The sequence below is a fragment of the Actinoallomurus oryzae genome (assembly GCF_039541955.1).
GTDB classification, from domain to species: Bacteria; Actinomycetota; Actinomycetes; order Streptosporangiales; family Streptosporangiaceae; genus Actinoallomurus; species Actinoallomurus oryzae.
In genome coordinates, this window is sequence record NZ_BAABHF010000009.1 from 388,084 (window position 1) to 410,428 (window position 22,345).

Annotated in this window: 25 protein-coding genes; 12 read left to right on the top strand and 13 right to left on the bottom strand. The window is 69.8% G+C overall.

Going from position 1 to position 22,345, the window contains the following annotated elements; all coding sequences use genetic code 11:
* Positions 1–2: 2 nt before the first annotated feature.
* Positions 3–1,175: a hypothetical protein gene (locus tag ABEA10_RS03570; protein WP_345457327.1), complete on the bottom strand. Its 1,173-nt coding sequence runs from the start codon at positions 1,173–1,175 to the stop codon at positions 3–5.
* A gap of 133 nt (positions 1,176–1,308) precedes the next feature.
* Here ABEA10_RS03570 and ABEA10_RS03575 point away from each other — a divergent pair, with 133 nt between their 5' ends.
* Genes ABEA10_RS03575 through ABEA10_RS03590 form a run of 4 tightly spaced genes read left to right on the top strand, consistent with a single transcriptional unit; the run spans position 1,309 to position 5,508 of the window.
* A complete protein-coding gene (locus tag ABEA10_RS03575; protein ID WP_345457330.1) occupies positions 1,309–2,685 on the top strand; it encodes an extracellular solute-binding protein in 1,377 nt (458 codons plus the stop codon).
* Entirely contained in the window at positions 2,685–3,599 is a 915-nt protein-coding gene (locus tag ABEA10_RS03580) for a carbohydrate ABC transporter permease (RefSeq protein WP_345457333.1), read from the top strand. Before ABEA10_RS03575 ends, ABEA10_RS03580 begins: the two co-directional genes overlap by 1 nt.
* Entirely contained in the window at positions 3,596–4,417 is an 822-nt protein-coding gene (locus ABEA10_RS03585; protein ID WP_329249966.1) for a carbohydrate ABC transporter permease, read from the top strand. The genes ABEA10_RS03580 and ABEA10_RS03585 overlap by 4 nt, the downstream gene beginning before the upstream one ends.
* Positions 4,414–5,508, top strand: coding sequence for an ABC transporter ATP-binding protein (locus ABEA10_RS03590; RefSeq protein ID WP_345457339.1), 1,095 nt, complete (start codon positions 4,414–4,416; stop codon positions 5,506–5,508). The genes ABEA10_RS03585 and ABEA10_RS03590 overlap by 4 nt, the downstream gene beginning before the upstream one ends.
* A 13-nt stretch (positions 5,509–5,521) precedes the next feature.
* Here the strand turns inward: ABEA10_RS03590 and ABEA10_RS03595 are convergent, their stop codons facing one another.
* Both ABEA10_RS03595 and ABEA10_RS03600 read right to left on the bottom strand, forming a co-directional pair.
* Positions 5,522–6,295 carry an alpha/beta fold hydrolase gene (locus ABEA10_RS03595; protein WP_345457341.1) on the bottom strand — a complete coding sequence of 258 codons (774 nt, stop codon included), beginning with the start codon at positions 6,293–6,295 and terminating at the stop codon, positions 5,522–5,524.
* 23 nt (positions 6,296–6,318) lie between these two features.
* Positions 6,319–7,521 (bottom strand): MFS transporter, encoded by a 1,203-nt coding sequence (locus ABEA10_RS03600; RefSeq protein ID WP_345457344.1) that lies wholly within the window; start codon positions 7,519–7,521, stop codon positions 6,319–6,321.
* A 27-nt stretch (positions 7,522–7,548) separates the two neighbouring features.
* Between ABEA10_RS03600 and ABEA10_RS03605 the strand changes: the two genes are divergently transcribed.
* Positions 7,549–7,986 (top strand): MerR family transcriptional regulator, encoded by a 438-nt coding sequence (locus tag ABEA10_RS03605; protein WP_345457347.1) that lies wholly within the window; start codon positions 7,549–7,551, stop codon positions 7,984–7,986.
* 89 nt (positions 7,987–8,075) lie between these two features.
* Here the strand turns inward: ABEA10_RS03605 and ABEA10_RS03610 are convergent, their stop codons facing one another.
* From ABEA10_RS03610 to ABEA10_RS03625, 4 genes are all read right to left on the bottom strand, one after another.
* Positions 8,076–8,633, bottom strand: a complete 558-nt coding sequence (locus ABEA10_RS03610) for a dihydrofolate reductase family protein (RefSeq protein WP_345457350.1) — start codon at positions 8,631–8,633, stop codon at positions 8,076–8,078.
* 54 nt (positions 8,634–8,687) lie between these two features.
* Entirely contained in the window at positions 8,688–9,614 is a 927-nt protein-coding gene (locus ABEA10_RS03615; protein ID WP_345457353.1) for a sigma-70 family RNA polymerase sigma factor, read from the bottom strand.
* Between the two features lie 4 nt (positions 9,615–9,618).
* The gene (locus ABEA10_RS03620; protein WP_345457356.1) at positions 9,619–9,843 is read right to left on the bottom strand and encodes a DUF6458 family protein; all 225 of its coding nucleotides are present in this window, start codon (positions 9,841–9,843) and stop codon (positions 9,619–9,621) included.
* Between the two features lie 169 nt (positions 9,844–10,012).
* On the bottom strand, positions 10,013–11,845 hold the full coding sequence (locus ABEA10_RS03625; RefSeq protein ID WP_345457359.1) for an acyl-CoA dehydrogenase: 1,833 nt from the start codon (positions 11,843–11,845) through the stop codon (positions 10,013–10,015).
* Positions 11,846–12,096: 251 nt separating this feature from the next.
* Here ABEA10_RS03625 and ABEA10_RS03630 point away from each other — a divergent pair, with 251 nt between their 5' ends.
* The 3 genes from ABEA10_RS03630 to ABEA10_RS03640 all read left to right on the top strand — a co-directional run bounded on the left by ABEA10_RS03630 (position 12,097) and on the right by ABEA10_RS03640 (position 15,204).
* Positions 12,097–12,936 (top strand): class II glutamine amidotransferase, encoded by an 840-nt coding sequence (locus ABEA10_RS03630; RefSeq protein WP_345457362.1) that lies wholly within the window; start codon positions 12,097–12,099, stop codon positions 12,934–12,936.
* 80 nt (positions 12,937–13,016) lie between these two features.
* Entirely contained in the window at positions 13,017–14,501 is a 1,485-nt protein-coding gene (locus tag ABEA10_RS03635) for a hypothetical protein (RefSeq protein ID WP_345457365.1), read from the top strand.
* Between the two features lie 10 nt (positions 14,502–14,511).
* Positions 14,512–15,204 carry an SDR family oxidoreductase gene (locus ABEA10_RS03640; RefSeq protein ID WP_345457368.1) on the top strand — a complete coding sequence of 231 codons (693 nt, stop codon included), beginning with the start codon at positions 14,512–14,514 and terminating at the stop codon, positions 15,202–15,204.
* Here the strand turns inward: ABEA10_RS03640 and ABEA10_RS03645 are convergent.
* Genes ABEA10_RS03645 through ABEA10_RS03655 form a run of 3 tightly spaced genes read right to left on the bottom strand, consistent with a single transcriptional unit; the run spans position 15,201 to position 16,365 of the window.
* Positions 15,201–15,812: a rhomboid family intramembrane serine protease gene (locus ABEA10_RS03645; RefSeq protein WP_345457371.1), complete on the bottom strand. Its 612-nt coding sequence runs from the start codon at positions 15,810–15,812 to the stop codon at positions 15,201–15,203. The genes ABEA10_RS03640 and ABEA10_RS03645 overlap by 4 nt on opposite strands.
* Before the next feature lie 59 nt (positions 15,813–15,871).
* Positions 15,872–16,132: a WhiB family transcriptional regulator gene (locus tag ABEA10_RS03650; protein WP_329249923.1), complete on the bottom strand. Its 261-nt coding sequence runs from the start codon at positions 16,130–16,132 to the stop codon at positions 15,872–15,874.
* On the bottom strand, positions 16,129–16,365 hold the full coding sequence (locus ABEA10_RS03655; protein ID WP_345457376.1) for a hypothetical protein: 237 nt from the start codon (positions 16,363–16,365) through the stop codon (positions 16,129–16,131). The genes ABEA10_RS03650 and ABEA10_RS03655 overlap by 4 nt, the downstream gene beginning before the upstream one ends.
* Before the next feature lie 89 nt (positions 16,366–16,454).
* Between ABEA10_RS03655 and ABEA10_RS03660 the strand changes: the two genes are divergently transcribed.
* The 3 genes from ABEA10_RS03660 (at position 16,455) to ABEA10_RS03670 (ending at position 18,195) form a co-directional block, all read left to right on the top strand.
* Positions 16,455–16,904, top strand: a complete 450-nt coding sequence (locus ABEA10_RS03660; RefSeq protein ID WP_345457379.1) for a GNAT family N-acetyltransferase — start codon at positions 16,455–16,457, stop codon at positions 16,902–16,904.
* Positions 16,905–17,158: 254 nt separating this feature from the next.
* Positions 17,159–17,746: a hypothetical protein gene (locus ABEA10_RS03665; protein WP_329249916.1), complete on the top strand. Its 588-nt coding sequence runs from the start codon at positions 17,159–17,161 to the stop codon at positions 17,744–17,746.
* Positions 17,747–17,916: 170 nt separating this feature from the next.
* Entirely contained in the window at positions 17,917–18,195 is a 279-nt protein-coding gene (locus ABEA10_RS03670) for a hypothetical protein (RefSeq protein ID WP_345457383.1), read from the top strand.
* Positions 18,196–18,364: 169 nt separating this feature from the next.
* Here ABEA10_RS03670 and ABEA10_RS03675 read toward each other — a convergent pair whose 3' ends face one another.
* A complete protein-coding gene (locus tag ABEA10_RS03675) occupies positions 18,365–19,273 on the bottom strand; it encodes a carbohydrate ABC transporter permease (protein WP_345457386.1) in 909 nt (302 codons plus the stop codon).
* 2 nt (positions 19,274–19,275) lie between these two features.
* On the bottom strand, positions 19,276–20,100 hold the full coding sequence (locus ABEA10_RS03680) for a carbohydrate ABC transporter permease (RefSeq protein WP_425550863.1): 825 nt from the start codon (positions 20,098–20,100) through the stop codon (positions 19,276–19,278).
* A gap of 162 nt (positions 20,101–20,262) precedes the next feature.
* Here ABEA10_RS03680 and ABEA10_RS03685 point away from each other — a divergent pair, with 162 nt between their 5' ends.
* Positions 20,263–20,895: an RNA-guided endonuclease InsQ/TnpB family protein gene (locus ABEA10_RS03685; RefSeq protein WP_345457392.1), complete on the top strand. Its 633-nt coding sequence runs from the start codon at positions 20,263–20,265 to the stop codon at positions 20,893–20,895.
* Here the strand turns inward: ABEA10_RS03685 and ABEA10_RS03690 are convergent, their stop codons facing one another.
* On the bottom strand, positions 20,896–22,215 hold the full coding sequence (locus ABEA10_RS03690) for an ABC transporter substrate-binding protein (protein WP_345457395.1): 1,320 nt from the start codon (positions 22,213–22,215) through the stop codon (positions 20,896–20,898).
* Between the last annotated feature and the right edge of the window lie 130 nt (positions 22,216–22,345).

Genomic DNA, 22,345 nt, shown 5'->3' on the forward strand with positions numbered 1-22,345 from the left:
GCCTAGAACGGGACGTGTTCGAGATCGCCGAGGTCGTCCACGGCCACCCGGTCCTCGCGAGCGAGGACCGTGATCATCCGTTCTGCCTCGTCGAGGGTGACGTGACGGCCACGTGAGCGGCGGTGCTCAAGCTCGGGGGTCTCCAGCCAGAGCCGCGGCTCCTGCGACTCGGACTCCGACTGCCACATCATCTGGACACAACCGCCTGATTTTCCGCAAAAGACCAGGAAGTTGCCGTTGGTGGGGCACAGCGCCCGCAGCCACTCCAGGCACTCCTCCAGTGAGGCGGGGTGGGCCACGCTGTCGTACCGTCGACGCCCTTCGTCGTTCACCCGCATCTCCAGCATGTCCTCCGGCGGCGACGCCGATGCCGCCGCCAGTGCGGCCGCGTCGAAGGCGGCGCCGGCGAACAGCGGGCCGAAGAGGTCCCAGGCCGAAAGGCGGGGGACGTCCACGTCGACGACCTCGGCCTCACCCGGGACGCGGAGTGTGCCGCGCAGCCGGTCCCACTCACGGTGCACCCGCAGGTCGTGGCCGCGCACGTCCATCACGGACAGCCGGACGCCGTCCAGCAGGCCGGGGAGGTCGTGCTTCAGGACGATCTCCGCCTTCACCAGCCCCGGTTTCGGGCTCCTGCGGCTGCCCCGGCGCCGGTACAGACCGCCCTCGCCGTCGTCCAGGCGCCGCACGTCGGCCCGCGGGGACGGCTCGCGGGTCCAGTCGAGGTGCCGGATGGCCAGGTTCTTGCCGATGACGCCCGGCCAGAAGGCGTCGCACTCCTCGCCGTCGACGGCCTCGGAACGGTGCACCGGGATCACCTGCATGCCACGGTCCGCCAGCGGCGTGTTCTTGAAGAAGTCGGTGTGCCCGGGGCCGAGCAGGGCGGCCCGGTCCAGCGCGAACCCCGGCACCTCGATCGGGCGCAGCCGTACGACCGAGCCGAGGTCGTCGGCGTCGGCGAGGTCGTCCACGGCGTCCAGGAGCGCGGCGACGATCTCTTCGCGGTACCCCCGGTTGCCGCGCACCGTGAGCACCCGCTCGCCCCGGATCTGGTAGACGCTCGTCCCGATCGGGCCGGCCTCGACCAGCACGTCGTGGCGGCCGATCTTCGCGGGCACGGACGGCGAGAGCCGGCCTTCCTGGATCAGGTCTTCGAGCGGGGCGGTCTCCGTCATCCCGGCAATCTAGCCCAGGCCCGCGCGATGATCCCAAATCGTAACCATCGGTACCGGTGTGAACTTTTGATCATCGTGGGAATCTTCCGGCAACGCCGGTATTAGTGCAAATGCCTGCCTGGGAGGCTGCGGCATGAAGATCACGCGGGTGGCGGCCCTGATCGCGGCGACCGGTCTCACGGTGTCCGGATGCTCCGGTGGGGCGAGTGGTGGCGGCGGCATCACGATCCGCATCAGCGCCAACGCCGTCAAGGGCGGAAAGAACGCCAACGAGGCCGCATGGATCACCGACTACGTGATCCCCAAGTTCACCGCGATGGAGAAGGCCAAGGGCAAGAAGGTCACGGTGCGCTTCGACGGCACCGGAGTGGACGACGCGCCGTTCAAGCAGAAGACCGCGCTCGACCTGAAGACCGGCGGCGGCGCCGACCTGATCTCCATCGACGGCATCTGGGTCGGGGAGTTCGCGCAGGCGGGGTACATCAAACCGCTCGACCAGGTGGTGGGCCCGCAGGCCGACCGGTGGGAGGGCCTCCAGCAGATCCCCGGCCCGGTGCAGAACATCATGGCCTTCAACGGCAAGAAGTACGGCCTGCCGATCGGCACCGACGGCCGGGTCGTCTTCTACAACAAGCAGTTGTTCGCCAAGGCCGGCCTGCCGGCCGACTGGCAGCCGAAGAGCTGGGACGACATCCTCGCCGCCGGCCGCAAGCTCAAGTCGCTGAGCGGCGTCACCCCGATCCAGCTCAACGCCGGCACCGCGATGACCGAGGCGACGACGATGCAGGGCGTGCTCCCCCTGCTCGTCGGCACCGGCCACGAGATCTACGAGAACGGCCGGTGGCTGGGTGACAGCGCACCGATCAGGAGCGTGCTCGACCTCTACCGGCAGGTGTACACGAGCGGGCTCGGCGACCCGCGGCTCCAGCAGAACCCGCAGGGGCGCGACGAGTCGTTCCAGCGGTTCGCCAAGAACAAGCTCGGCATCCTGCTGGAGGGCGACTACTTCTGGCGCTCGGTGGTCAACCCCAAGGGCGGCATCGACCCCATGCCCGACCGCGACAAGGACGTCGGCTACACGCTGATCCCCGCGCAGTCCCCCGGAAAGGGCATCCGCGCCCAGAACGCGGTCAGCATGTCCGGTGGCTCCGGCTGGGTGATCAACCCGCACACCAAGAACGCCTCGCTGGTCTGGGACCTGCTGAGCTTCATCGGCTCCCACGACGCGGTCAAGGACGAGGTCCAGCGCTCCGCGGTCGGCATCAGCCCACGCCAGGACGTCAACGCCGAGCTGCTCTCCGGCGACCCCCTGCTGAACTTCATCTCCACCAAGGTGCTGCCGATCACCGACGTACGGCCCGGCCTCGCCGCCTACCCGCAGGTGTCCACGGCCCTGCAGAAGGCGACCGGTGACGTCGTCGCGGGCGACAGCGTGGACAAGGCGGCCAAGACCTACCAGCAGAACCTGACCCAGGCCGTCGGCGGCGCCGGGAACGTGACCACCGGCTGATGGCCCAGCGCACGGAACCGCCGTCGGCCCGGCGCTCGCTCGGTGGCGAGGTGCCGGGCGGCGGCGACCGGCGGCAGGGGCTGGCCTTCGTGGTGCCCGCGCTGCTGCTCATCACGGTCTTCCTGATCCTGCCGGCGCTGTGGACGCTGTACCTCGGGCTGACCGACTACCGGCTCACCGGCCTCCAGGCCGCGCACCCGAAGGTCGTCGGCACCGCGAACTACACGCACGCGCTCGGGGACAAGGACTTCCGCGACGCCCTCGGCCGTACGCTGCTGTTCGTCCTCGGCTCGGCGATCATCGGGCAGAACGTCCTCGGCTTCGTCCTCGCCTGGACGCTGCGCTCCGCGCGGCGCTGGGCCCGCGCGCTCGTCGAGACACTCGTGCTGCTCGCCTGGATCCTGCCCGGCGTCGTCGTCGCCTGGCTGTGGATCGCGTTCCTGAAGGACCAGGGCGGCACGCTGAACGCGATCCTGCACACGCCCGGCCGCGACTGGTGGTTCGACCACCCGATGGGCTCGCTGATCGTCTTCAACGTCTGGCGGGGCACGGCGTTCTCGATGATGCTGTTCACCGCGGCGCTGTCGAGCGTGCCGCCGAGCCAGCTGGAGTCCGCGCGGCTGGCCGGTGCGAGCGGCTGGCAGCAGTTGCGCGACGTCGTCCTGCCCGGCATCCGCGGGCACGTCCTGACCAACACGCTGCTGATCAGCCTGTGGACGTTCAACGACTTCACGCCGTACCTGATCACCAAGGGGGAGCCGCACGGCGCCTCGGCGGTACTGCCCGTCTACATCTACCTGACCGCCCTGCCGGGCGAACGCCTCGGCTTCGCCAGCGCGATCTCCCTGATCATGCTGGTGATCAACCTGCTGCTGGCGCTCGCCTACATCCGGATCCTGCGGAGGCGCGCGTGAGTCCCGTCCAGGTGGTGCGGCGCATCGGCTTCTACGTCTTCGTGGCGCTCGTCACGGCGTTCTTCGCCCTGCCGATGCTGTGGCTCGTGACCGCGCCGTTCACGCGGAACCCGACGTTGTCCGTCTCATGGCCGGACTTCACGCTGGGCAACTTCAAGCACCTCACCGACGACCCGAACGCGCTGCCGTCGCTGTACAACTCGGCCGTGCTGTCGCTGTGGACGATGCTGGTCACGGTCGGCGCCGCGGCGCTCGCGGCGTACGCGCTGAGCCGGGTGCGCGTCCCGGGCCGCGACGGGATCCTCTACCTCCTCCTGCTGCTGTCCTCGGTGATCACGGGGACGTCCGCGATGGTGCCGATCTTCCAGCTGATGTTCACGCTGCACCTGCTGGACAAGGACCTCGGCGTCATCCTCGTCATGACCGGCGGCCTGCTGCCCGCGGCGATCTTCATCCTCAAGGACTTCATGGACACGATGCCCAAGTCCTACGAGGAGTCGGCGCGGGTGTTCGGGGCGAACTCCTTCCAGGTGCTGGGCCACGTGGTGCTGCCGAACGTCCGGCCGGGCCTCGCGACGATCGCCGTCTGGGCGGTGGTCAACGTGTGGGGCAACTTCCTCATGCCGTTCCTGCTGTACCGGACGCCGGAGAAGCAGCCGGCGGCGGTCACGCTCAACAACTTCTACACCGAGGGCGGTCAGCCGAACCTCGCGCTGATCTCGACGTTCTCTCTCCTCTACTCGATCCCGGTGGTGATCATGTTCCTGTTCGTCAGCCGCCGGTACGGCTTCCGCTTCCACGGAGGGATCAAGGCGTGAAGGTCTCGCTGGAAGAGGTGACCAAGGTCTTCGACGGCGGCGTGACGGCGCTCGACGCGCTGTCGCTCCAGATCGAGGACGGGGAGTTCTTCGCCCTGCTCGGGCCGTCCGGGTGCGGGAAGACGACGCTGCTGCGCACGATCGCGGGTCTGGAGACGGCGTCGTCCGGCACGCTGCGCATCGGTGACCGCGACGTCACCCGGGTGCCGCCGGGCGCGCGGGACGTGGCGATGGTGTTCCAGGACTACGCGCTGTTCCCGCACATGACGGTGGCCGACAACATCGCCTACCCACTGCGGATCAAGAAGGTGGGCCGGGCGGAGCGCCGGGCCAAGGCGGCCTCCACGGGCGAGGGACTCTCGCTCGGCGGGTTGATGGAGCGGCGGCCGGCGCAGCTGTCCGGCGGTCAGCAGCAGCGCGTCGCGCTGGCCCGTGCCATGGCGGCGCAGCCGACGGTGTTCCTGCTGGACGAGCCGCTGTCGAACCTCGACGCGCGGCTCCGGCTGGAGGCCCGAACGTTCCTCAAGAAGCTCCAGCACGACCTGGGCGTCACCACGGTGTTCGTGACCCACGACCAGGCGGAGGCCCTGGCCCTGGCCGACCGGATCGCGGTCATGGAGTCGGGCCGCATCCGGCAGCTCGGCACGCCGCGCGAGGTGTTCCAGCGACCGGCGAACGTCTTCGTCGCGGGCTTCATCGGCTCGACGCCGATGAACCTGCTGGAGGGTGAGTGCGTGCCCGGCGACGGCGAGACCGCCACGTCGTGGGGCCACCGGATCGAGGTCGCGGGCGTACGGCTGCCGGTGCCGGAGGACATCGTCACCGAGCTGGCCCCGGGCGACAAGGTGATCGTGGGCATCCGGCCGGAGTACCTGACCGAGTCGGAGGAGGGCATCAAGGGCACCGTCGAAATCGTGGAGAACCTGGGCACGACCTCGCTGGTGACCCTCGCGACCACCGGCCCGAACGTCCAGCTGACCGTCCCCGAAGGCCGCGAACCGGAGCCGGGGGCCACGCTGCACGTGACGCCCCGGCCGGGCCGGATGCTCGTCTACCGCGCCGACGACGGCGAACTCATCGACGCCCCCTGAATCAGCGGACCTGTCACCGGTGCACCTCGTCGAGGAAGGCGCGGATGAGGCCCAGCCATTCCTGCGGGCGTTCGGCGAACGGCAGATGGCCGGTGGCGATCTCGGCGAACTTCGCGCCCGGGATGCCGTCGGCCAGCTGACGGTGGTGGTAGGGCGTCGCCAGCTGGTCCTCGGTCGTCGATATCACCAGCGTGGGGATGTCCAGCCGGGTCAGGTCGGCGCGGACGTCTACGGCCTCGACGAGATCGACGTGGTCCGGGGTGCCCGGGGGTACCGTCGCGGCGGCCCCGGCCAGCATCGCCTCCAGTTCCTCCGCGGAGAGCCGGTCCAGGAAGGACGCTCCCGCACCGATCAGGGCGAGGAAGGCGGCGAGCCTGGGCGGATCTCCCTCGTCGAGCAGTTTCCGCCAGGTCCGGGTGGCGAGTCGCATCCGGGCGCTCGGGTGGGCGAAGCTCGCGGTCAGGACCAGGGCCGTCACCCGGTCGGGGTGGCGGACGGCCGCGCGGATCGCCACCGGGCCGCCCAGTGAATAGCCGGCGATGGCGAACGTCTCGACGCCCTCCTCGCCGGCGGCTTCGACCAGCGCGTCGGCGAGGCCGTCCAGGGTGAGCGGCTCCGTGGCACGGGGCGTACCGCCCGTACCGGGGTAGTCGGGGCCGATCACTTGGTAACGCTCGGCCAGTCCGTCCAGGATCGGCCCGTAGTTGGCCTGGATGCCGCCGCCGCCCCCGTGGGCGAGCAGGAGACCGGGGCCGCTTCCGCGGACGATGCAGGCGAGTTCGGACATTGATGAATCTCCCTGATGTGGTGTCACTTCACTCGGACAAGGTGGTCGGCGAGGCGTGGATCGCTCCGGTGGGCGCGGGCCGCGTAGACGGTGAGCGGGAGCGCGGCGAGGACGGCCGGGACCCCCGCCCAGGGCAGGTGCGCCAGGCCGAGGCCCGCGTCGAGGGCTCGGCCGCCGAGCCACGATCCGCCGGCGATACCGAGGTTGAACGCCGAGGCGCTGGTCGCCGTGATGAGGGTCGGGGCCGAGGGCGCGGCGGCGAGGGCCCGTTCCTGCAGCAGCGGGATGAGCACGCCCATCACCACGCCGAGCACGAGGACGGTCGCGACCGTTGTCGCGTGGAGCCGTCCGGCGAGTGTGAGAGCGGCGAGGGTCCCGGCCAGGGCGAGGAGGGTCGTGAACAGCGAGCCCCACGGCGCGCGGTCGGCCAGCCGCCCGCCGGCGAAGTTGCCGACGAGCCCCCCGGCGCCCAGCACGGCGAGCAGGAGGGCGACGGCCCGGGGTGAGAAGCCGCGCAGGCCCAGGAACGGAGACATGTAGGTGTAGAAGACGAACAGGCCGGCCTGGGACACGACGATGATTCCGAGGAGCGTCACGACCCGCCGTTCACGCAGCGTCGAGAGTTCGGCGCGCGACGGACGGGAGGCTTCCTCGGCGGGCCCGGCCGTCAGCGCCGCGACGGCGGCGAACATCAGCGCGCTCAGGGCGACGATGGCCCAGAACGTCGTCCGCCAGCCGTACGTCTGCCCGAGCCAGGTGCCCAACGGCGCGCCGAGCACGGTGGCGAGGTTCCAGCCCGCCGAGACCACCGCGATCGCCTGACCTCGGCGCGCCGGCGGGGCCATTCCGACGGCGAGCACGACGGCGACCGCGAACGACGTGCTGTGCGTCAGAGCCGTGACCATCCGGGCCGCCACCAGCATGCCGAAGCCGGCGGCCGTCGCCGCGACCGCGTTGGCGCCCGCGAACACCACCAGCAGGGCCAGGAGCAGCGCCTTGCGCGGCAGCCGGAGGGTCAGCGCGGTCACGAGCGGCCCGCCGACGGCCACCGTCAGGGCGTACCAGGACACGAGCAGTCCGGCGGACGGCACGGGCACCCGCAGGCCGGCCGAGAGCGTCGGCAGCAGGCCCACCATCACGTACTCCGCCGTGCCCACCGTGAAGACGCATCCGGTCAGCGCGGTCAGGGCCGACCATCGCGTCCTGGCGGACGTCTTCTTCGACATGCCTGGACGCTAAACTCTCACATAGATGTGAGAGTCAAGTCTTCACCGGAGGACCGGGTGCGGATCGGCGAACTGTCCAGGCGGACCGGCGTGCACGAGCGGCTGCTGCGTTACTACGAGGAGCAGGACCTCCTCCGGCCCCGGCGCCGCTCCAGCGGTTACCGGGAGTACGACGAAGCGGATGTTGTCACGGTCCGCCGCATCCGCGGCCTGCTGGCCGCCGGGCTGAACACCACCGCCATCGCCACGGTCCTGCCGTGCCTGCGCGACGAGGAGGAGCACCTCGTGCCCACCTGCCCGGACCTGCTCGCCGACCTGGCCCGGGAGCGTGACCGGATCACCCGGGCCATCACCGATCTGCAGACCTCACGTGCCGCCCTCGACCGCGTCATCGCCGCCGCTCCCTCCGACGTCACCGCCAGGGCCCTCGACGCTCACCCGGAGCTCTCAGCCGTCCTCGCGTAGAGGGCCGGCCCAGAGGGGGCCGCTGATGGCGGCACTGGCCGATATCTCCGACAAGAACGGGGACGTCGTCATCCCGGGGCGAGGACGTGCTATCGACGCTCCCTGACGTACCGGGTGAAAACGGCGGCGCCGTTCATCTCGGCCGAACGGCACTCCAGGTGGGCGGGCGGGCCGCCGGCGGGGAACAGCCGCTCCCCGCTGCCGAGGATCGTCGGGAAGGTCAGCAGCCGGTACTCATCGATCAGGTCCTCGCCCATCAGCGCGCGCACGACGCTGAGGCTGCCGGTGACGACCACATCGCGCCGTTCACGCTTGACGACCTCGACGAGGTCACCCTCGATGACCCGGGAGTTCACCCACGCCGACGGGTCGGTCAGCGTACGGGAGGCGACCAGCTTCGAGGCGGCGTTCATCCGCGTGGAGAACGGGTCGTCGCGGCCCGGCCACAGCCGGGAGAACAGCTCCCACGTGCTGCGCCCCAGCAGCATCACACCCTCGTCCAGCGTGGCGCCGAGCTGGAACTTGTCCCCGGCGACGGTCTCGGGCCCGTGCCGGAACGCCCAGCCGCCGGACGGCGTGCCCGCGGATCCGTCCGGGTCGGAGACGATCCCGTCCAGAGTGACGAACTGAATGACGATGACGCTCACGATGAGGTCCTTTCGGTCGATGCTCGCCGTACATACCGGCGGGCCCGGCCGGACTCATCGCTGCCGAGGAGAAAATCCTTCGGGCAGGTCGAAGGCCGGGAACACGGACGGGTCGGCGAACACCACGTTGTGCGCCACCCGGCCGCCGGTGACCGTGAGGACCTGGAGCGTGTGCAGCCGGTGTCCGCCGCCGGGCTCCGGGGCGTACGCGGCGAGCGCGGGCTGGCCGTTCGCGGTCAGATGCCGCAGGCACCAGCCCGGACCGCGCATCGCGAACACACGGTGCATGAACCGGCCGTAGTCGGCGCTGCCCCGGTACCACAGCGGCACCGGCGGCATCTCCAGGACCGCCTCGTCGGTGAGCAGCCGGACGAGCGCGGGGACGTCGGCCGCCTCGAACGCCTCGGCATACCGCCGGACGACCGCGCGCACCTCCGGGTCGTCCGGCTCGGGGACCTCGCCGATGTCCCCTACTCCGGCGAGGGCGGCGCGGGCCCGCTGCAGGGCGCTGTTGACCGCCGGGACCGTGGTGCCGAGCTGCGCGGCGACCTCGGCGGCGCTGAACTCCAGCACCTCGCGGAGCACGAGGACGGCGCGCTGTCGTGGCGGCAGGACCTGCGTCGCCGCCACCAGCGCGAGCCGCAGGCCGGCGCGTGCGCCCGGGTCGAATCGCGCGTCGGGGAACGGCTGGAGCCAGGGGATGTCGAGCGCCGGCGTGAGCGGCGCTCCGGGGTCGTCGCTCGGCGCGCCCAGCCCGGACGGCAGGGGCCGCCGCGCCCGGCCGTCGAGCGCGGTCAGGCAGGCGTTGGTCGCGATGCGGTAGAGCCAGGTCCGTACGGACGCGCGGGCGGGGTCGTACCGGTCGCGGGCCTTCCACGCGCGCAGCATGGTCTCCTGCACCAGGTCCTCGGCCTCGTGGAACGAGCCGAGCATCCGGTAGCAGTAGGCGACCAGCTCACCGCGGTGGGACTCGAGGTCCAAGCGTTCAGGCCGGCGGCTGGTTGCGGTCGTCGCCCGTGACCTGGGCGTTGTTGCGCGGGGCGCGGGTGCGGCTCATCATGACGATCTGTAGCAGGAACGAGGCGGCGCCGACGACCATCAGGATCACGCCGAGGGCGGGCAGGTCGATGCCGCTGAGGTGCGCCTTGATGGCCCACTTGAAGATGGCCCCAAGTGTGATCAGGAAGATGCTGACGCCAAAGCCCACCATGCCTCCGACCTCCGGAACCCACACCGGGCCCGAAATTCACTTCGAGTAAACACCCGACTGCTGCGGCACACCACCCTATCGACACCGATGATGACGTATGCCCCGCCGCTCGAACCAGAGCGGCGGGACATACGAGATGGTGCCGTTGACGGCGTATTAGGCCATCGGCTCAGAAAGCGTCTTCGGGGAGTTCCATCAGATCGGTGGTGGTCGCCTCTACGATGGCCCGCTCGGCGGCGACCTTGGGCAGCTGGGTCGCGCAGAAGAACTGCACGGCGGCCACCTTTCCGGTGTAGAACGCCTGGTCGGCGGGTGACAGTTCCTCGCCGAGCCGGTTAAGCGCGACCTCGGCCTGCCGGCAGAGCAGCCAGGCGATGACCACGTCGCCGAGCACCATGAGCAGGCGGGTGGTGTTGAGGCCGACCTTGTAGATCTCCTCCGGCTTCTCCATGGACTCGATCGCCCAGCCGACCATCGGCGTCACGATGCCCTGCGCGTCGTCCAGGGCCTTGGCGAGCAGGGCGCGCTCCTGCTTGAGGCGGCCGTTGCCCGCCTCGCTCTCGGCGAACTCCTTGATCTGCGCGGCGAGGTGCTGAAGCGCCTCGCCGTTGTTGCGCAGGATCTTGCGGAAGAAGAAGTCCATGCCCTGGATCGCCGTCGTGCCCTCGTACAGGGAGTCGATCTTGGCGTCCCGGATGTACTGCTCGATCGGGTAGTCCTGGAGGAAGCCCGAGCCGCCCAGCGTCTGGAGCGACTGCGTCAGCACCTCGTACGCCCGCTCGGAGCCGACGCCCTTGACGATCGGCAGCAGCAGGTCGTTGACCTTCTCGGCCAGTTCGTCGCGCTTGCCCTCGGCGCGGGCGATCTGGATCTTGTCCTGGTACGTCGCGGTGTACAGGACCAGTGCCCGCATGCCTTCCGCGTAGGCCTTCTGCAGCATGAGCAGGCGGCGTACGTCGGGGTGGTGGGTGATGGTGACGCGCGGCGCGGTCTTGTCGGCCATCTTGGTCAGGTCGGAGCCCTGCACGCGCTCCTTGGCGTACGCCAGCGCGTTGAGGTAGCCGGTGGACAGCGTGGAGATCGCCTTGGTGCCGACCATCATGCGGGCCTGCTCGATGATCATGAACATCTGCTTGATGCCCTCGTGCACGCCGCCCACGAGGTAGCCGACCGCCGGCTGCTTCTCGCCGAACGTGAGCTCGCAGGTCGTGGAGACCTTCAGGCCCATCTTCTTCTCGACATTGGTGACGTACGCGCCGTTGCGCTCGCCGAGCTCACCGGTCTCGAGGTCGACGAGGTACTTGGGCACGATGAACATCGACAGGCCCTTGGTGCCCGGCCCGGCGCCCTCGGGACGGGCCAGCACGTAGTGCAGGATGTTGTCGGCCATGTCGTGCTCGGCGCTGGTGATGAAGCGCTTGACGCCCTCGATGTGCCAGGTGCCGTCGGGCTGTTCGATCGCCTTCGTACGGCCGGCGCCGACGTCGGAGCCCGCGTCGGGCTCGGTGAGCACCATGGTCGAACCCCAGTGCTTCTCGATCGCGAGCTCGGCGAGCTTCTTCTGCTCGGGGGTGCCGATCTCCCACAGGAGCTGGGCGAAGCTGGGGCCGCTGGAGTACATCCAGACGGCCGGGTTGGCGCCGAGGACGAGCTCGGCGACGGACCAGTGCAGGCTACGGGGCGCGTGCATGCCGCCGAGCTCGGTGGGCAGCTCGAGCCGCCACCACTCGGCGTCGTTGAAGTAGGCCTTGAAGGACTTCTTGAAGCCCTCCGGCATGGTGACCGCGTTGGTGGCCGGGTCGAAGACCGGGGGGTGCCGGTCCGCGTCCTCGTACGAGTCGGCGAGCACGCCGGTCGCGAGGCGGTTCACCTCTTCCAGAGCGCTGCGCGCGGTCGCCTCGTCGACCTCACCGAAGGGTCCGGTGCCCAGGATGTCCTGACGACCGAGCACCTCGAAGAGGTTGAACTCGATGTCACGCAGGTTGCTCTTGTAATGGCCCATGAAGCACCCCGTAGCTCTCGGGCGGGCGGGTGATGCCCTTACGTACCGGCTAGTAACACGTCTGATGCTACCCGCGGGTAACCGGACATACAAACATCAGACGCCAATTTTCCGTTGCTTTGGGCAACCAGCCCGGCGGTGCCGGGGTGGCCCGGCCGAGGCGGCCATGCGAGACGGGGCGGGATCCGGCCCGTGGCCCGTGAATCCGGTCGGTGTCGTGGGCGGCGGCCATCACGGGTAGGGAGCACAACATGTGCCGATGGCTCGCCTACACCGGCTCTCCGATCCTTCTCGACGAACTCCTCTACGAGCCGGAGCACTCGCTGATCGAGCAGAGCCGCTTCGCCCGGCTGGGAGCGGAGACCACCAACGGCGACGGATACGGCCTGGGCCTGTACGAGGGTGACGGTGACGACCCGCCCACGGTGGTCCGCAGCACGATCCCGGCGTGGAGCGACCTGAACCTGCGTGAGCTCGCCGGCCACTTCCGATCGCGCCTGTTCTTCGCGCACATCCGCGCCTCCACCGGATCGGCGGTACAGCAGACCAACTGCCACCCGTTCCGGTACGGCCGGTGGCTGTGGATGCACAACGGAGCGATCACCGACTTCGCCCGGCTGAAGCGCGATCTCGTGTTCGCGGTCGATCCGGAGCTCTACCCGGCGATCGAGGGCTCGACGGACTCGGAGGTGATGTTCTTCCTCGCGCTGACCTTCGGACTGCGCCAGGACCCGCCCGCGGCGGTCGAGCGGATGGTGGGCTTCGTCGAGTGGACCGGGCGGCGGTACGGCGTCGAACACGCGGTCCAGATGACCGTCGCGACCTCCGACGGTGAGCGGGTGTGGTCGTTCCGGTACTCCAGCCAGAACCGCTCGCGGTCCCTGTTCTACAGCACCGAGGTGCGCACCCTGCGGCAACTGCACCCGGAGGTCTTCGCCCTGGAGCGGCTGTCCGACGACGCGCGGATCGTCGTCTCCGAACCGCTGCGAAACCTGCCCGGCGCGTGGAACGAGGTACCCGAGTCGACGTACATCGTGACCGAGCACGGGATGCACGAGGTATGCCCGTTCCGCCCCACCTCGCCCCCGTGACGCAGGGCTGATTTCGCGAGTCGTTCATATCGCCTGTTGCCATGACACGTACGGCGCCGGAACCCCTACGATGACGGGCTGTGGCCGATGCTTGGGATTCCGTCGTGGCCTGGCTCAGGCGTGACCGGCCCGACTTGACCCCGGTCGAACGGCGGCTCTGGGACGCCTACCCCACCGGTGCGCCCGTCGTCCTCGGCGACGACCGGCCCGACGGCACGAATGATCCGGCGCGGGTCGTACGGGCCGAGGTGATCGCGGCCCTGCTGCTCGGCGCCCACGACCGCGCACCCGGGCGGGTGCCGGCCGTACGGCTCAGCGGGGCCCGGATCACCGGGGCGCTCAACGTGTCCGGCGGCGAAGTCGGGTGCGAGCTCCGCCTGCGGAACTGCGTCCTCGAACAGGCGCCCGACTTCTCCAACGCCCAGGCCCGGCAGATGCGGTTCGGTGACTGCTCGATGCCCGGCTTCGACGGCGGCGGGCTGCGCGTCGACGGGTTCTTCAGCCTGTCCGGATCGGAGATCGACGGCGAGGTACGGCTGATCCGCGGCTACATCTCCGGCGGCTTCCGGCTCAACGGGGCGACGATCCGCAACCCGGGCGGGTACGCGCTGTTCGGGGGCGGGCTCACGGTCGACGCCGGCGCGTTCATGCGCGACTCCGACATCACCGGCGGCGTACGGCTGACCGGCGCGCGGATGACCGGCGGGCTCTTCCTCGAACGCACGACGCTGCGTGACCCCGACGGCTTCGCCCTCGACGGTGAGAACATCGTCGTCGAGGACCGGCTGGAGTGCAGCGGCTTCACCGCCGAGGGAACGGTACGGCTGCGCGGCGCCCGGATCAACGGCACGCTGTCCTTCCACGAGGCCATGATGGGCGCCCGTGAGCGCCGGGCGCTCCACCTGTCCCACGCGCAGATCAAGGAGTTGATCCTCACCCCACGCGCCGCGATCGAGGGTGAGGTGTCGCTCGGGTACTCCACGATCGACGTCATCCTCGACCGCGAGGACGTCTGGCCGGAGACGCTGAGCCTCAACGGCCTCGTCTACCAGACGCTGCGCGGCGAGCCGGAGGCCAAGCGGCTGGGCTGGGTGGGCCGCGACCCGGCCGGCTTCCGCCCGCAGCCGTACGAGCAGCTCGCCACCTGGCTGCGCCAGATCGGCCGCGAGGACCTCGCACGCCGCTGCCAGCTGGTCAAGCAGCGGGCGCGCCGGCGGCACCTGAACCCGGTCAGCCGTACGTGGGGCGTGCTGCTCGACTGGACGGTCGGGTACGGCTACCGGCCGTGGATCTCCGGGCTGTGGCTCGTGCTGCTCGTCGCCGTGGGCACGATCGTCTTCAGCGTCTACCACCCGCACACGATCCGGCAGGCGGGCGAACGCCCGCACTTCCACGCGTTCGTCTACACGCTCGATCTGATGCTGCCGCTGGAGACGTTCGGGCAGCGCAGCGCGTGGGACCCGGCCGGGTGGACGGACTGGCTGGCGTGGGGCCTCACCGGCACGGGCTGGATCCTGGCGACCGCGCTCATCGCCGGTGTCGCCCGCGTACTCCGCCGTACGTAAGGATGGTGACGTGGGCACCTACCTGATCACCGGGGCCACCGGCGCCATCGGTGCGGCCGTGGCCGAGATCCTGCACGAGGCCGGAGACCACGTCATCCTCAGCGGGCGTTCGGCCGAACACCTCCACGCCACCGCCCGCCGGATCGCCGGTGAGACGGGCGACGAACGGGTGCGCACCCTCGTCCTGGACCTCGCCGACCCCCGGCGGATCGAACCGTCGCTCGGCGAAGCGGAGCTCCCGCCGCTGGACGGCCTCGTGCACAGCGCCGGCGGCATCCGGCTGGGCACCGTCGAGAAGCTGCGGCCGGACGACTGGCTCGACCAGCTCCTGGTGAACACCGCCGCGCCCGCCGAGCTGACCCGCCTGCTGCTGCCGTCGCTGCGCGCGGCACGCGGACACGTGGTGTTCGTCAACTCCGGCTCGGGGCTGCGGTCCAAACCGGCCTGGGCCGCGTACGCGGCGAGCAAGCACGCGCTGCGCGCGCTGGCCGACTCGCTGCGCGCGGAGGAGCCGGAGCTGCGGGTCACGTCGGTGTTCCCGGGCCGTACGGCGAGTGAGATGCAGCGTCAGGTGCGCGCTCTGGAGGGCGGGGAGTACGACCCGGACGAGTTCATGTCCCCGCGGACGGTCGCCACGGTGATCGTGAACGCCCTGCGGACCCCGCGCGACGCGACCGTCACCGACATCAGCGTACGAGGTTAGGCGTGGCTCCGCTGCCGGGTCATCCAGGCGGCGAGGATGCCGCCGATCAGGCCGAACATGTGCGCCTGCCAGGAGATCCCGGGCTGTCCCGGCAGCGCACCGAAGATCATCGTGCCGTAGAACACGGCGATGATGACGGCCACCACGATGTCGGACGCCCGGTGCTCGACGAAGCCGCGGGCGAGCAGGTAGCCGAAGTACCCGAAGATCAGGCCGCTGGCGCCGACGGTCACACTGTCGGGCGCGGAGAGGAAGAAGACGCCGAGACCGCTCGCCACGATGATGATCAGGCTGACCGAGATGAAGCGGGACACCCCGCGCAGTGCGGCCAGGAAGCCGAAGATGGCGAGCGGCACGGAGTTGGCCATGATGTGGTCGAGGCCGGCGTGCAGGAAGGGCGCGGTGAAGATGTGCCAGATCTGGCCCGTGTCGTGCGGCCGGATGCCGTACCGGGCGCTGAGCGCGCCGTCGTCGGCGTAGTTCATCACTTCCACCGCCCAGCACGCGCCGAGCAGCAGGAACGTCATGAAGAGAGCACCGACCACACGCGAGGCATGCCCGGGGAGCCCGTCACCCGGTGAGCGTGTGGGGAGGGAGCCGTCGTTCATGCGGCAACGGTACGTCGCCTGGGGTGTCCGCGAAATAAGTTCTGTCCGGTCCCCGAGGCTCAGTACCAGGCCGGCGCGGTCGGCAGGGGCTTGAGGCGCAGGTAGCGGCGCTCCTCCGGCGTCGTGCCACCCCAGATTCCGGCGGGCTCGCCGGCGCGGAGGGCCCACTTCAGGCAGTCTTCGGTGACCGGGCATCGTGCGCACACGCGCTTGGCCTCTTCGACCTGCGTCACGGCCGGGCCGGCCGCGCTGACCGGGTAGAAGAGTTCGGGGTCCTCGCCGCGGCAGGCCGCGAGATCGGTCCAGTGCTCGATGTTCACACCCACTCCAGGTTGAACAGGGCGGCCACGGCCTCGGGTGAGGCGCTGGCGCGTCCCCGGGCCGGCAGCAGCCGGTTGATGATCTGTTGCAGCGACGCCTCGACGAGACCTAGGTGGTCGTCGGCCAGTGCGGGCGCCCGGCGCGCCAGCCGGGCCAGTTCCGTGGCGATGAGTTCCTCGAGACGGTGGTCCAGCAGGCGAGTCGGAGACACCAGCACGGGCGGTGCGGTCACTGCCGCCTCCATCGACGTATTGACATATTGTAGTACTACCAACTGTAGTACTACGGGAGGTCGTGTCAATCCGCACTAAGGTGATTCACGTGCCGACCGAAGTGATCTTCCGCACCGCCACCGAGAAGGACGTGCCCGCCATCGTCGCCCTCCTCGCCGACGACGTGATCGGCGCCGGCCGCGAGGGCGCGTCCGACCGCTATCTGGACGCGTTCCGCGAGATCGACGCGGACCCCCGCAACCACCTGGTGGTCGCCGACATCGGCGGCGAGGTCGCCGGCACACTGCAACTCACCTACATCCCCGGGCTCAGCCGGATGGGCACCGAACGCGCCCAGATCGAGGCGGTACGCGTCGCCTCCGCCCACCGGAGCCGCGGCCTCGGCCGCGAGATGATCGCCTGGGCGATCGACCAGGCGAAGCAGCGGGGATGCGGCCTGGTCCAGCTGACCTCCGACAAGCGCCGCTCCGACGCGATCCGCTTCTATGAGTCGCTCGGCTTCGAGCCCACCCACGAGGGACTGAAGCTCCAGCTCTAGCCCCAAGGCCGTGTGGTCGAGGGTGGGGTGCGGCATCGAGGCGGGTGACGGGCTCCCTGCCGAACCATGACGGCAGGCCGGGCAGGCCCCGCGCTGCCCCGTTCCGCCCGTACGGCACAGAGCGTCGGTCAGGCTTCCCCGGCGAGCCAATACATCGGTCAAGGGCATTCCCGGTTTCCGTTGTCGCGGCCACGGACGGCCGGCGACCGCTGGATCATCTGGCTCATCGTCGGCGAGGTGATCGGAGAAGCCCCATGGCCGAAAAGGAGCTGTTCGGCGGGATCGAGCCCACGTGGCGCGTCGCGGTCGCGGCCGAGTTCTGCCGGATCGAGGAGGTCTGCGCGCGGGCCGCGCGGGCGCAGTGGGAGACCGTCCGGATCTGGCGGTTCATCAACCTCGGGCTCGGCGCGTCCGCCGTCGTGTCGGCCGGAGTGGCCGGCAGCGTGGTGCTCGCCGGGGACCGGTTCCCCGTGATCGCCGGTGGGCTCGCCCTGGTGGCCGCGATGCTGACCACGGTGATCAGCATGGTCGGGCCGGCGCGCAAGGAGAGCCAGGCCGTGGAGGCCGCGAAGGCCTACCAGTCGGCGGAGACGGCCGCCCGCCAGTCGCGGCAGGTGGACCTGCCCGGCCTGACGTTCGCGCAGGCGCGGCAGAGCCTGGGCGAGCTGACCGACCGCTGGCACGCGGCCAACCGTACGGCCACGCCGGTGCCCCGCTGGGCGCAGCGCCGCGCCGGCCGCGGGACGTACGACGACCGGACCGAGGAGATCCTGACCGACCGGGTCAGCGAGGTCGTCCGCGTCTTCCGCGCGCCGCGCCGCGCCGTCGACCAGGTCTCCTGAGCGCCCCGGTCTCCCGAGCGAACAGGCCCCAAGCGACCGGCTCGCCACCGCCCGGCGGCCGGTTTCGGTCGAGCACCGACCGAAATGAACTTTTTGTCGCGCTCTGCGTATGAGGAGATGTGGCGGTCCCCGGATCGCCGCACCTCCGGCGACCAGAGAGGGGCGAGGCGGTGCGACACGCGATTCGTCACGAGGAAGAGCTGCGGCTCCTGGGTGAGCTGTACGGCGAGCTGACCGGCCTCGGGCTGAACATCGGCTTTCGCGACGCGCTGCCCGGCCTTACCGTCACGACCGACGTCCCCGGTGTCCCGCTCTACGTCTTCGTCAGCGAGTCCGGCACCCACTTCGACTGGCACAACGCCGCGATGCGCCATCCGGTCGGCGACCCCGCGGGGGCCGCGCGGCGCATCGCGGCGTTCCTGCGCGAGCACCGTACGGGCGGTCGTTGAGCGCACTTCCCCCGGCGCCGGCCGGTTCTGCTGAGCCCGGCCGGGCACAGGCGAGAGGGCCCTCCCAGATCGTCAACGCGTACTGCGGCTGAGACCCGGTATCCACCGGGCCGGCCTCCTCGTTCCCGGATGGCCGGCCCGGTGATCCGCGACCGAACGGCGCCTGAGCTCACTTCCCGCCGACGCCGGCCATGCCGGCGACCAGCCAGCGCCGGGCGAACAGGTAGACCACGAAGATCGGGAGCGCGGACAGCAGCACCGCCGCCATCAGGCCGGGGATGTTCGAGCTGAACTGGCCCTGGAAGTTGTACAGGCCGAGCGTCTGCACCCGCTGCTCGTCGGACTGGGTGAGGATCAGCGGGAACAGGAAGCCGTTCCAGGCGTTCAGCGCGCAGTAGACCGACACGGTCGTCAGCGACGCGCGGCTGAGCGGCAGCGCGAGACTCCACATCAGCCGCACCGACCCGCCGCCCTCGAGCGTCATCGCCTCGTACAGCTCCCGTGGCACGTCGCGCAGCGCGGAGGCCAGCACGAGGATGCTGAGCGGCAGCCCGAACGCGACAGTCGGCAGCACGATCGCGGTCAGTGAGTCGTACAGGTGCATCCGCGTGATCAGCAGGTACACCGGGATGATCGTGGCCTGGGCCGGGATGGCCAGGCCGGCGAGGAAGAGCCGGAAGATCCCCGAGACCGCCCGGCTGCGGGACCGCACGATCGCGTACGCGGCCGGGAACGCGAGCAGCACGGTCAGCACGGCGCTCGCGACCGTGACGACGGCCGTGTTGATCAGGTAGCGCGTGAAGCCGCGGTCGAAGACGTCGGCGAAATTGTGCCCGGTGACGTGCCGCGGCAGCGACAGCGGACCGCCGTCGAGGTAGGAGTCGGTGGTCTGCAGGGCGTCCTTGACCATGAGGTAGATCGGGATGATCACGAACGCCAGCCAGACGACGGCCGCGACGCCCGCCGCCCAGTTCGGCCGCTCCGTCGGACGGCGGCCGCCCCGCCGGACACCCGGCGCACCGCCCGGCCGCGCTCCCCGCTGGGCGCGGTGCGCGCCCCCCAGCCTGAGCTCGGCCATCCTCAGATCCCCTCCAGCGTGCTGCGCATCTTGGCGAACCCGGAGAAACGGACGATGAGCAGCGACAGGGCGGTGCCGAGCGCGACCAGGGCGAGCGCGATCACGCTGGCGTACCCCATCTGGTAGTCGCGGAAGGCGGTCACGTACATGTGCTGCGGCAGGATGTTCGTCGCGCTCCCCGGCCCGCCTCCGGTGAGGATCAGCACCGTCTCGAAGTAGGTGAGCGACCCCACCAGCATCAGCACCGACGAGGTGACGATGGTGTTGCGCAGCTGCGGCAGCGTGATGTGCCGGAACTGCAGCACCCGCCCGGCGCCGTCGACGGTGGCCGCGTCGTACAGCGACTGGGGGATCTGCCGCGTGGCCGCCTGGTAGAGCAGGGTGTGGAACGGCACGAACTGCCAGGCGACGACCACCACGACGCATCCCAGCGCGCCGCGCGGGCTGCCGATGATGTTGCCGTCGGGAAAGCCGATGTAGCGCCCCCACTTGGCGGCGAGCCCGAAGTTGGGGTCCAGGAGCGTCAGCCAGGTGATGGCGATCGCCGCCGTCGACATGAGCAGCGGCAGGAAGAAGATCGACGACAGCACCGCCCGGTTGCGCTGCCGTCCGGCCGCCCACACGCCGAGCAGCAGCGCCAGCGGGGTCTGCACCGCCCAGCACAGGACGGTGAGGATCGCGCTGATCCGCAGTGACTGCCACACCGACGAGTCGGACAGCAGGCGGCTCCAGTTGTCCAGGCCGTTGAACTTCGGCGTGCCGAGGCCGTTCCAGGAGGTGAACGACAGCACCGCCACCAGCACGAGCGGCAGCCCGGCGAACACCATGAAGAACAGCGTCGCCGGCACGACCCACAGCACGCCCGGCCGCGCCGCTTGGTCGGTGCCCTTCTCGGCCGTACGGACGCCTCCCTGGCGCGCGACCGGGAGCGCGGCGGTCACCGGTAACCTCGCAGGCCAGGGCCGGAAGAACACTGGTTCCCGGAAGGCATGGCGCGGCGTAGCCGGGACAACTCCCGACATGAAGCGTTCATAACCGTCTTTCCGTCCCTTTCTTCCGTTCGTCGGTTGCAGATCTTGTGGCACTGCAAAACGGGGCTCAGGGCCTCCTACGCCGAGACCGATCGCTACCTGACCGAGTTGAAACGCGACCCGGACCTGGCGTTCTTGTCCGAGGTGTCCTGCGTGCCGCTCCAACAGACGCTGCGGCACCAGCACAAAGCGTTCGTCAACTTCTTCACCGGGCGTGCCCGCTATCCCAGGTACAAGATCGCCAATGCCCGCCGCCTTGCCAGACGGGAACGGAATCTCGCTCGCTGTCAGCGGCAGATGGCTCGTGAACAACGTGGGTCGAACAACCGGGCCAAGGCGAAGGTGAAGGTGACCCGCGCCCACCGTAAGGTCGCCGCATCCCGGGCGGACTTCCTGCACAAGACCAGTGCCCGGCTGGTCCGTGACCACGACGTCATCGTGATCGAAGACCTGAACATCAAGAGCATGGTCCGTAACCGCCGGCTCGGAGGTGACGTCAGACACCCGGGGTCCCCTCGGGCGCAGTCGCCGCTGAAGCAGGAACCCCAGCCCGCGAGGGCTGGGATCCCCGCACTCCAGGGCAGGGAGTAGTCAATTGACGGACTCGAGGGCGGTGACGAACTGCTGCGGGGTCTGCTTGCCGGAGAAGACCTTCTGCAGGTTCGCCAGCAGCGGCGTCTTGAACTGCGGCAACAGCGCCTGGTCCCACGAGAGCGTGAAGCTCGGCGCCTTCTGCACGAGTTGGTAGACGTAGCGGGCGAACTCCGGCTGGGGCGAGGCGGACAGCTTGGCCTCGATGCCGGTCACGGCCGGCACGTCGCCGGACTTGATGAGCGCGTCCACGTACGCGGGCGCGGCCATCTCCTTCTTGAGGAAGGCGATCGCGGCGTCCTTGTCGACGGACTTGGTGCTGATCGAGAAGTAGTTGGTCGGGTTGCCGACGACGGCGTTCGGGTCGCCCTTGCCGCCGGTCACCGACGGGAACGGCGCGAACCCGAGGTCCTTGTCGGCGAACTTGCGGTGCCGCGAGACCTGGTTGGAGATCTCCCAACTGCCCATGAGGTGCATGGCCGCCTTGCCCTTGGCGAACAGCAGTCCGGCACCGTCGTTGACGTAGTTGACGGAGTTGAAGTTGGTGCCGAACGCGCCGCGGTGCACCAGGTCCTGGATCTGGCCGAGCGCCGTGGTGATCGCCGGGTCACGCCAGGCGCCGGGCCGGCCGGCCGCGATGTTGGCGAAGACCGTCGGGCCGCCGGCGCGCTCGACGAGGTATTCCAGCCACATGAGCTCGGGCCACTTGTCGAGGCCGCCGAGGGCGAACGGCTGGATCTTCTTGCTCTTGAAGAAGTCGACCAGCTTGAGCAGGTCGTCGTAGGTCGCCGGCGGTTTCTGACCCTGCTCGGCGAAAAGCGTCTTGTTGTAGAACAGCACGACCGGCTGCATGCCGCGCATCGGAATGCCGTAGTACTTCCCGTCGATCTGCCCGGCGTTCAGCACCGAGGGCAGGAAGGAGTTCTTCCAGGTCGGGTCGGCGTTCAGCTGCGAGCTCAGGTCGACCAGGCCACCGGTCTGCACATAGTTGCGGATGCTGCCGGCGCCCCAGTTGAACAGCAGGTCGGGCGGGTTGGGCGACCCCATGCTCACCCGCAGCTTGTCGGTGTAGACCTCGCCGTCGCTGGAGATCGGCAGCAGTTTCACCTTGCCGGAGGAGCCCTTGTTGAAGTCGTCGATCGCCACCTTCTGCACGCTGTTCTGCGCCTGGTCGACCAGGACCCAGGCCTGGACGGTCTTCCCGCCTCCCTTCGCTCCGGCCGGGCCCGAGGTGCCGCAGGCGCTGAGGAGGGGCGCGGACAGGCCGGTGATCGCGGCAGCGGACAGGAAGGTGCGCCGGGAGAGGGGCGTCTCGCCCATCAGGACCTCCTTGACTGGGGGTGGGGGAACGGTCCGAGAACGCGGGCGATAGATTTTCGAAAGTTATCGATATCTATTGCTGCCGTACCCTAGAAAAGGCGGGTACGGGGGTCAACCCCTTGTCACCGAT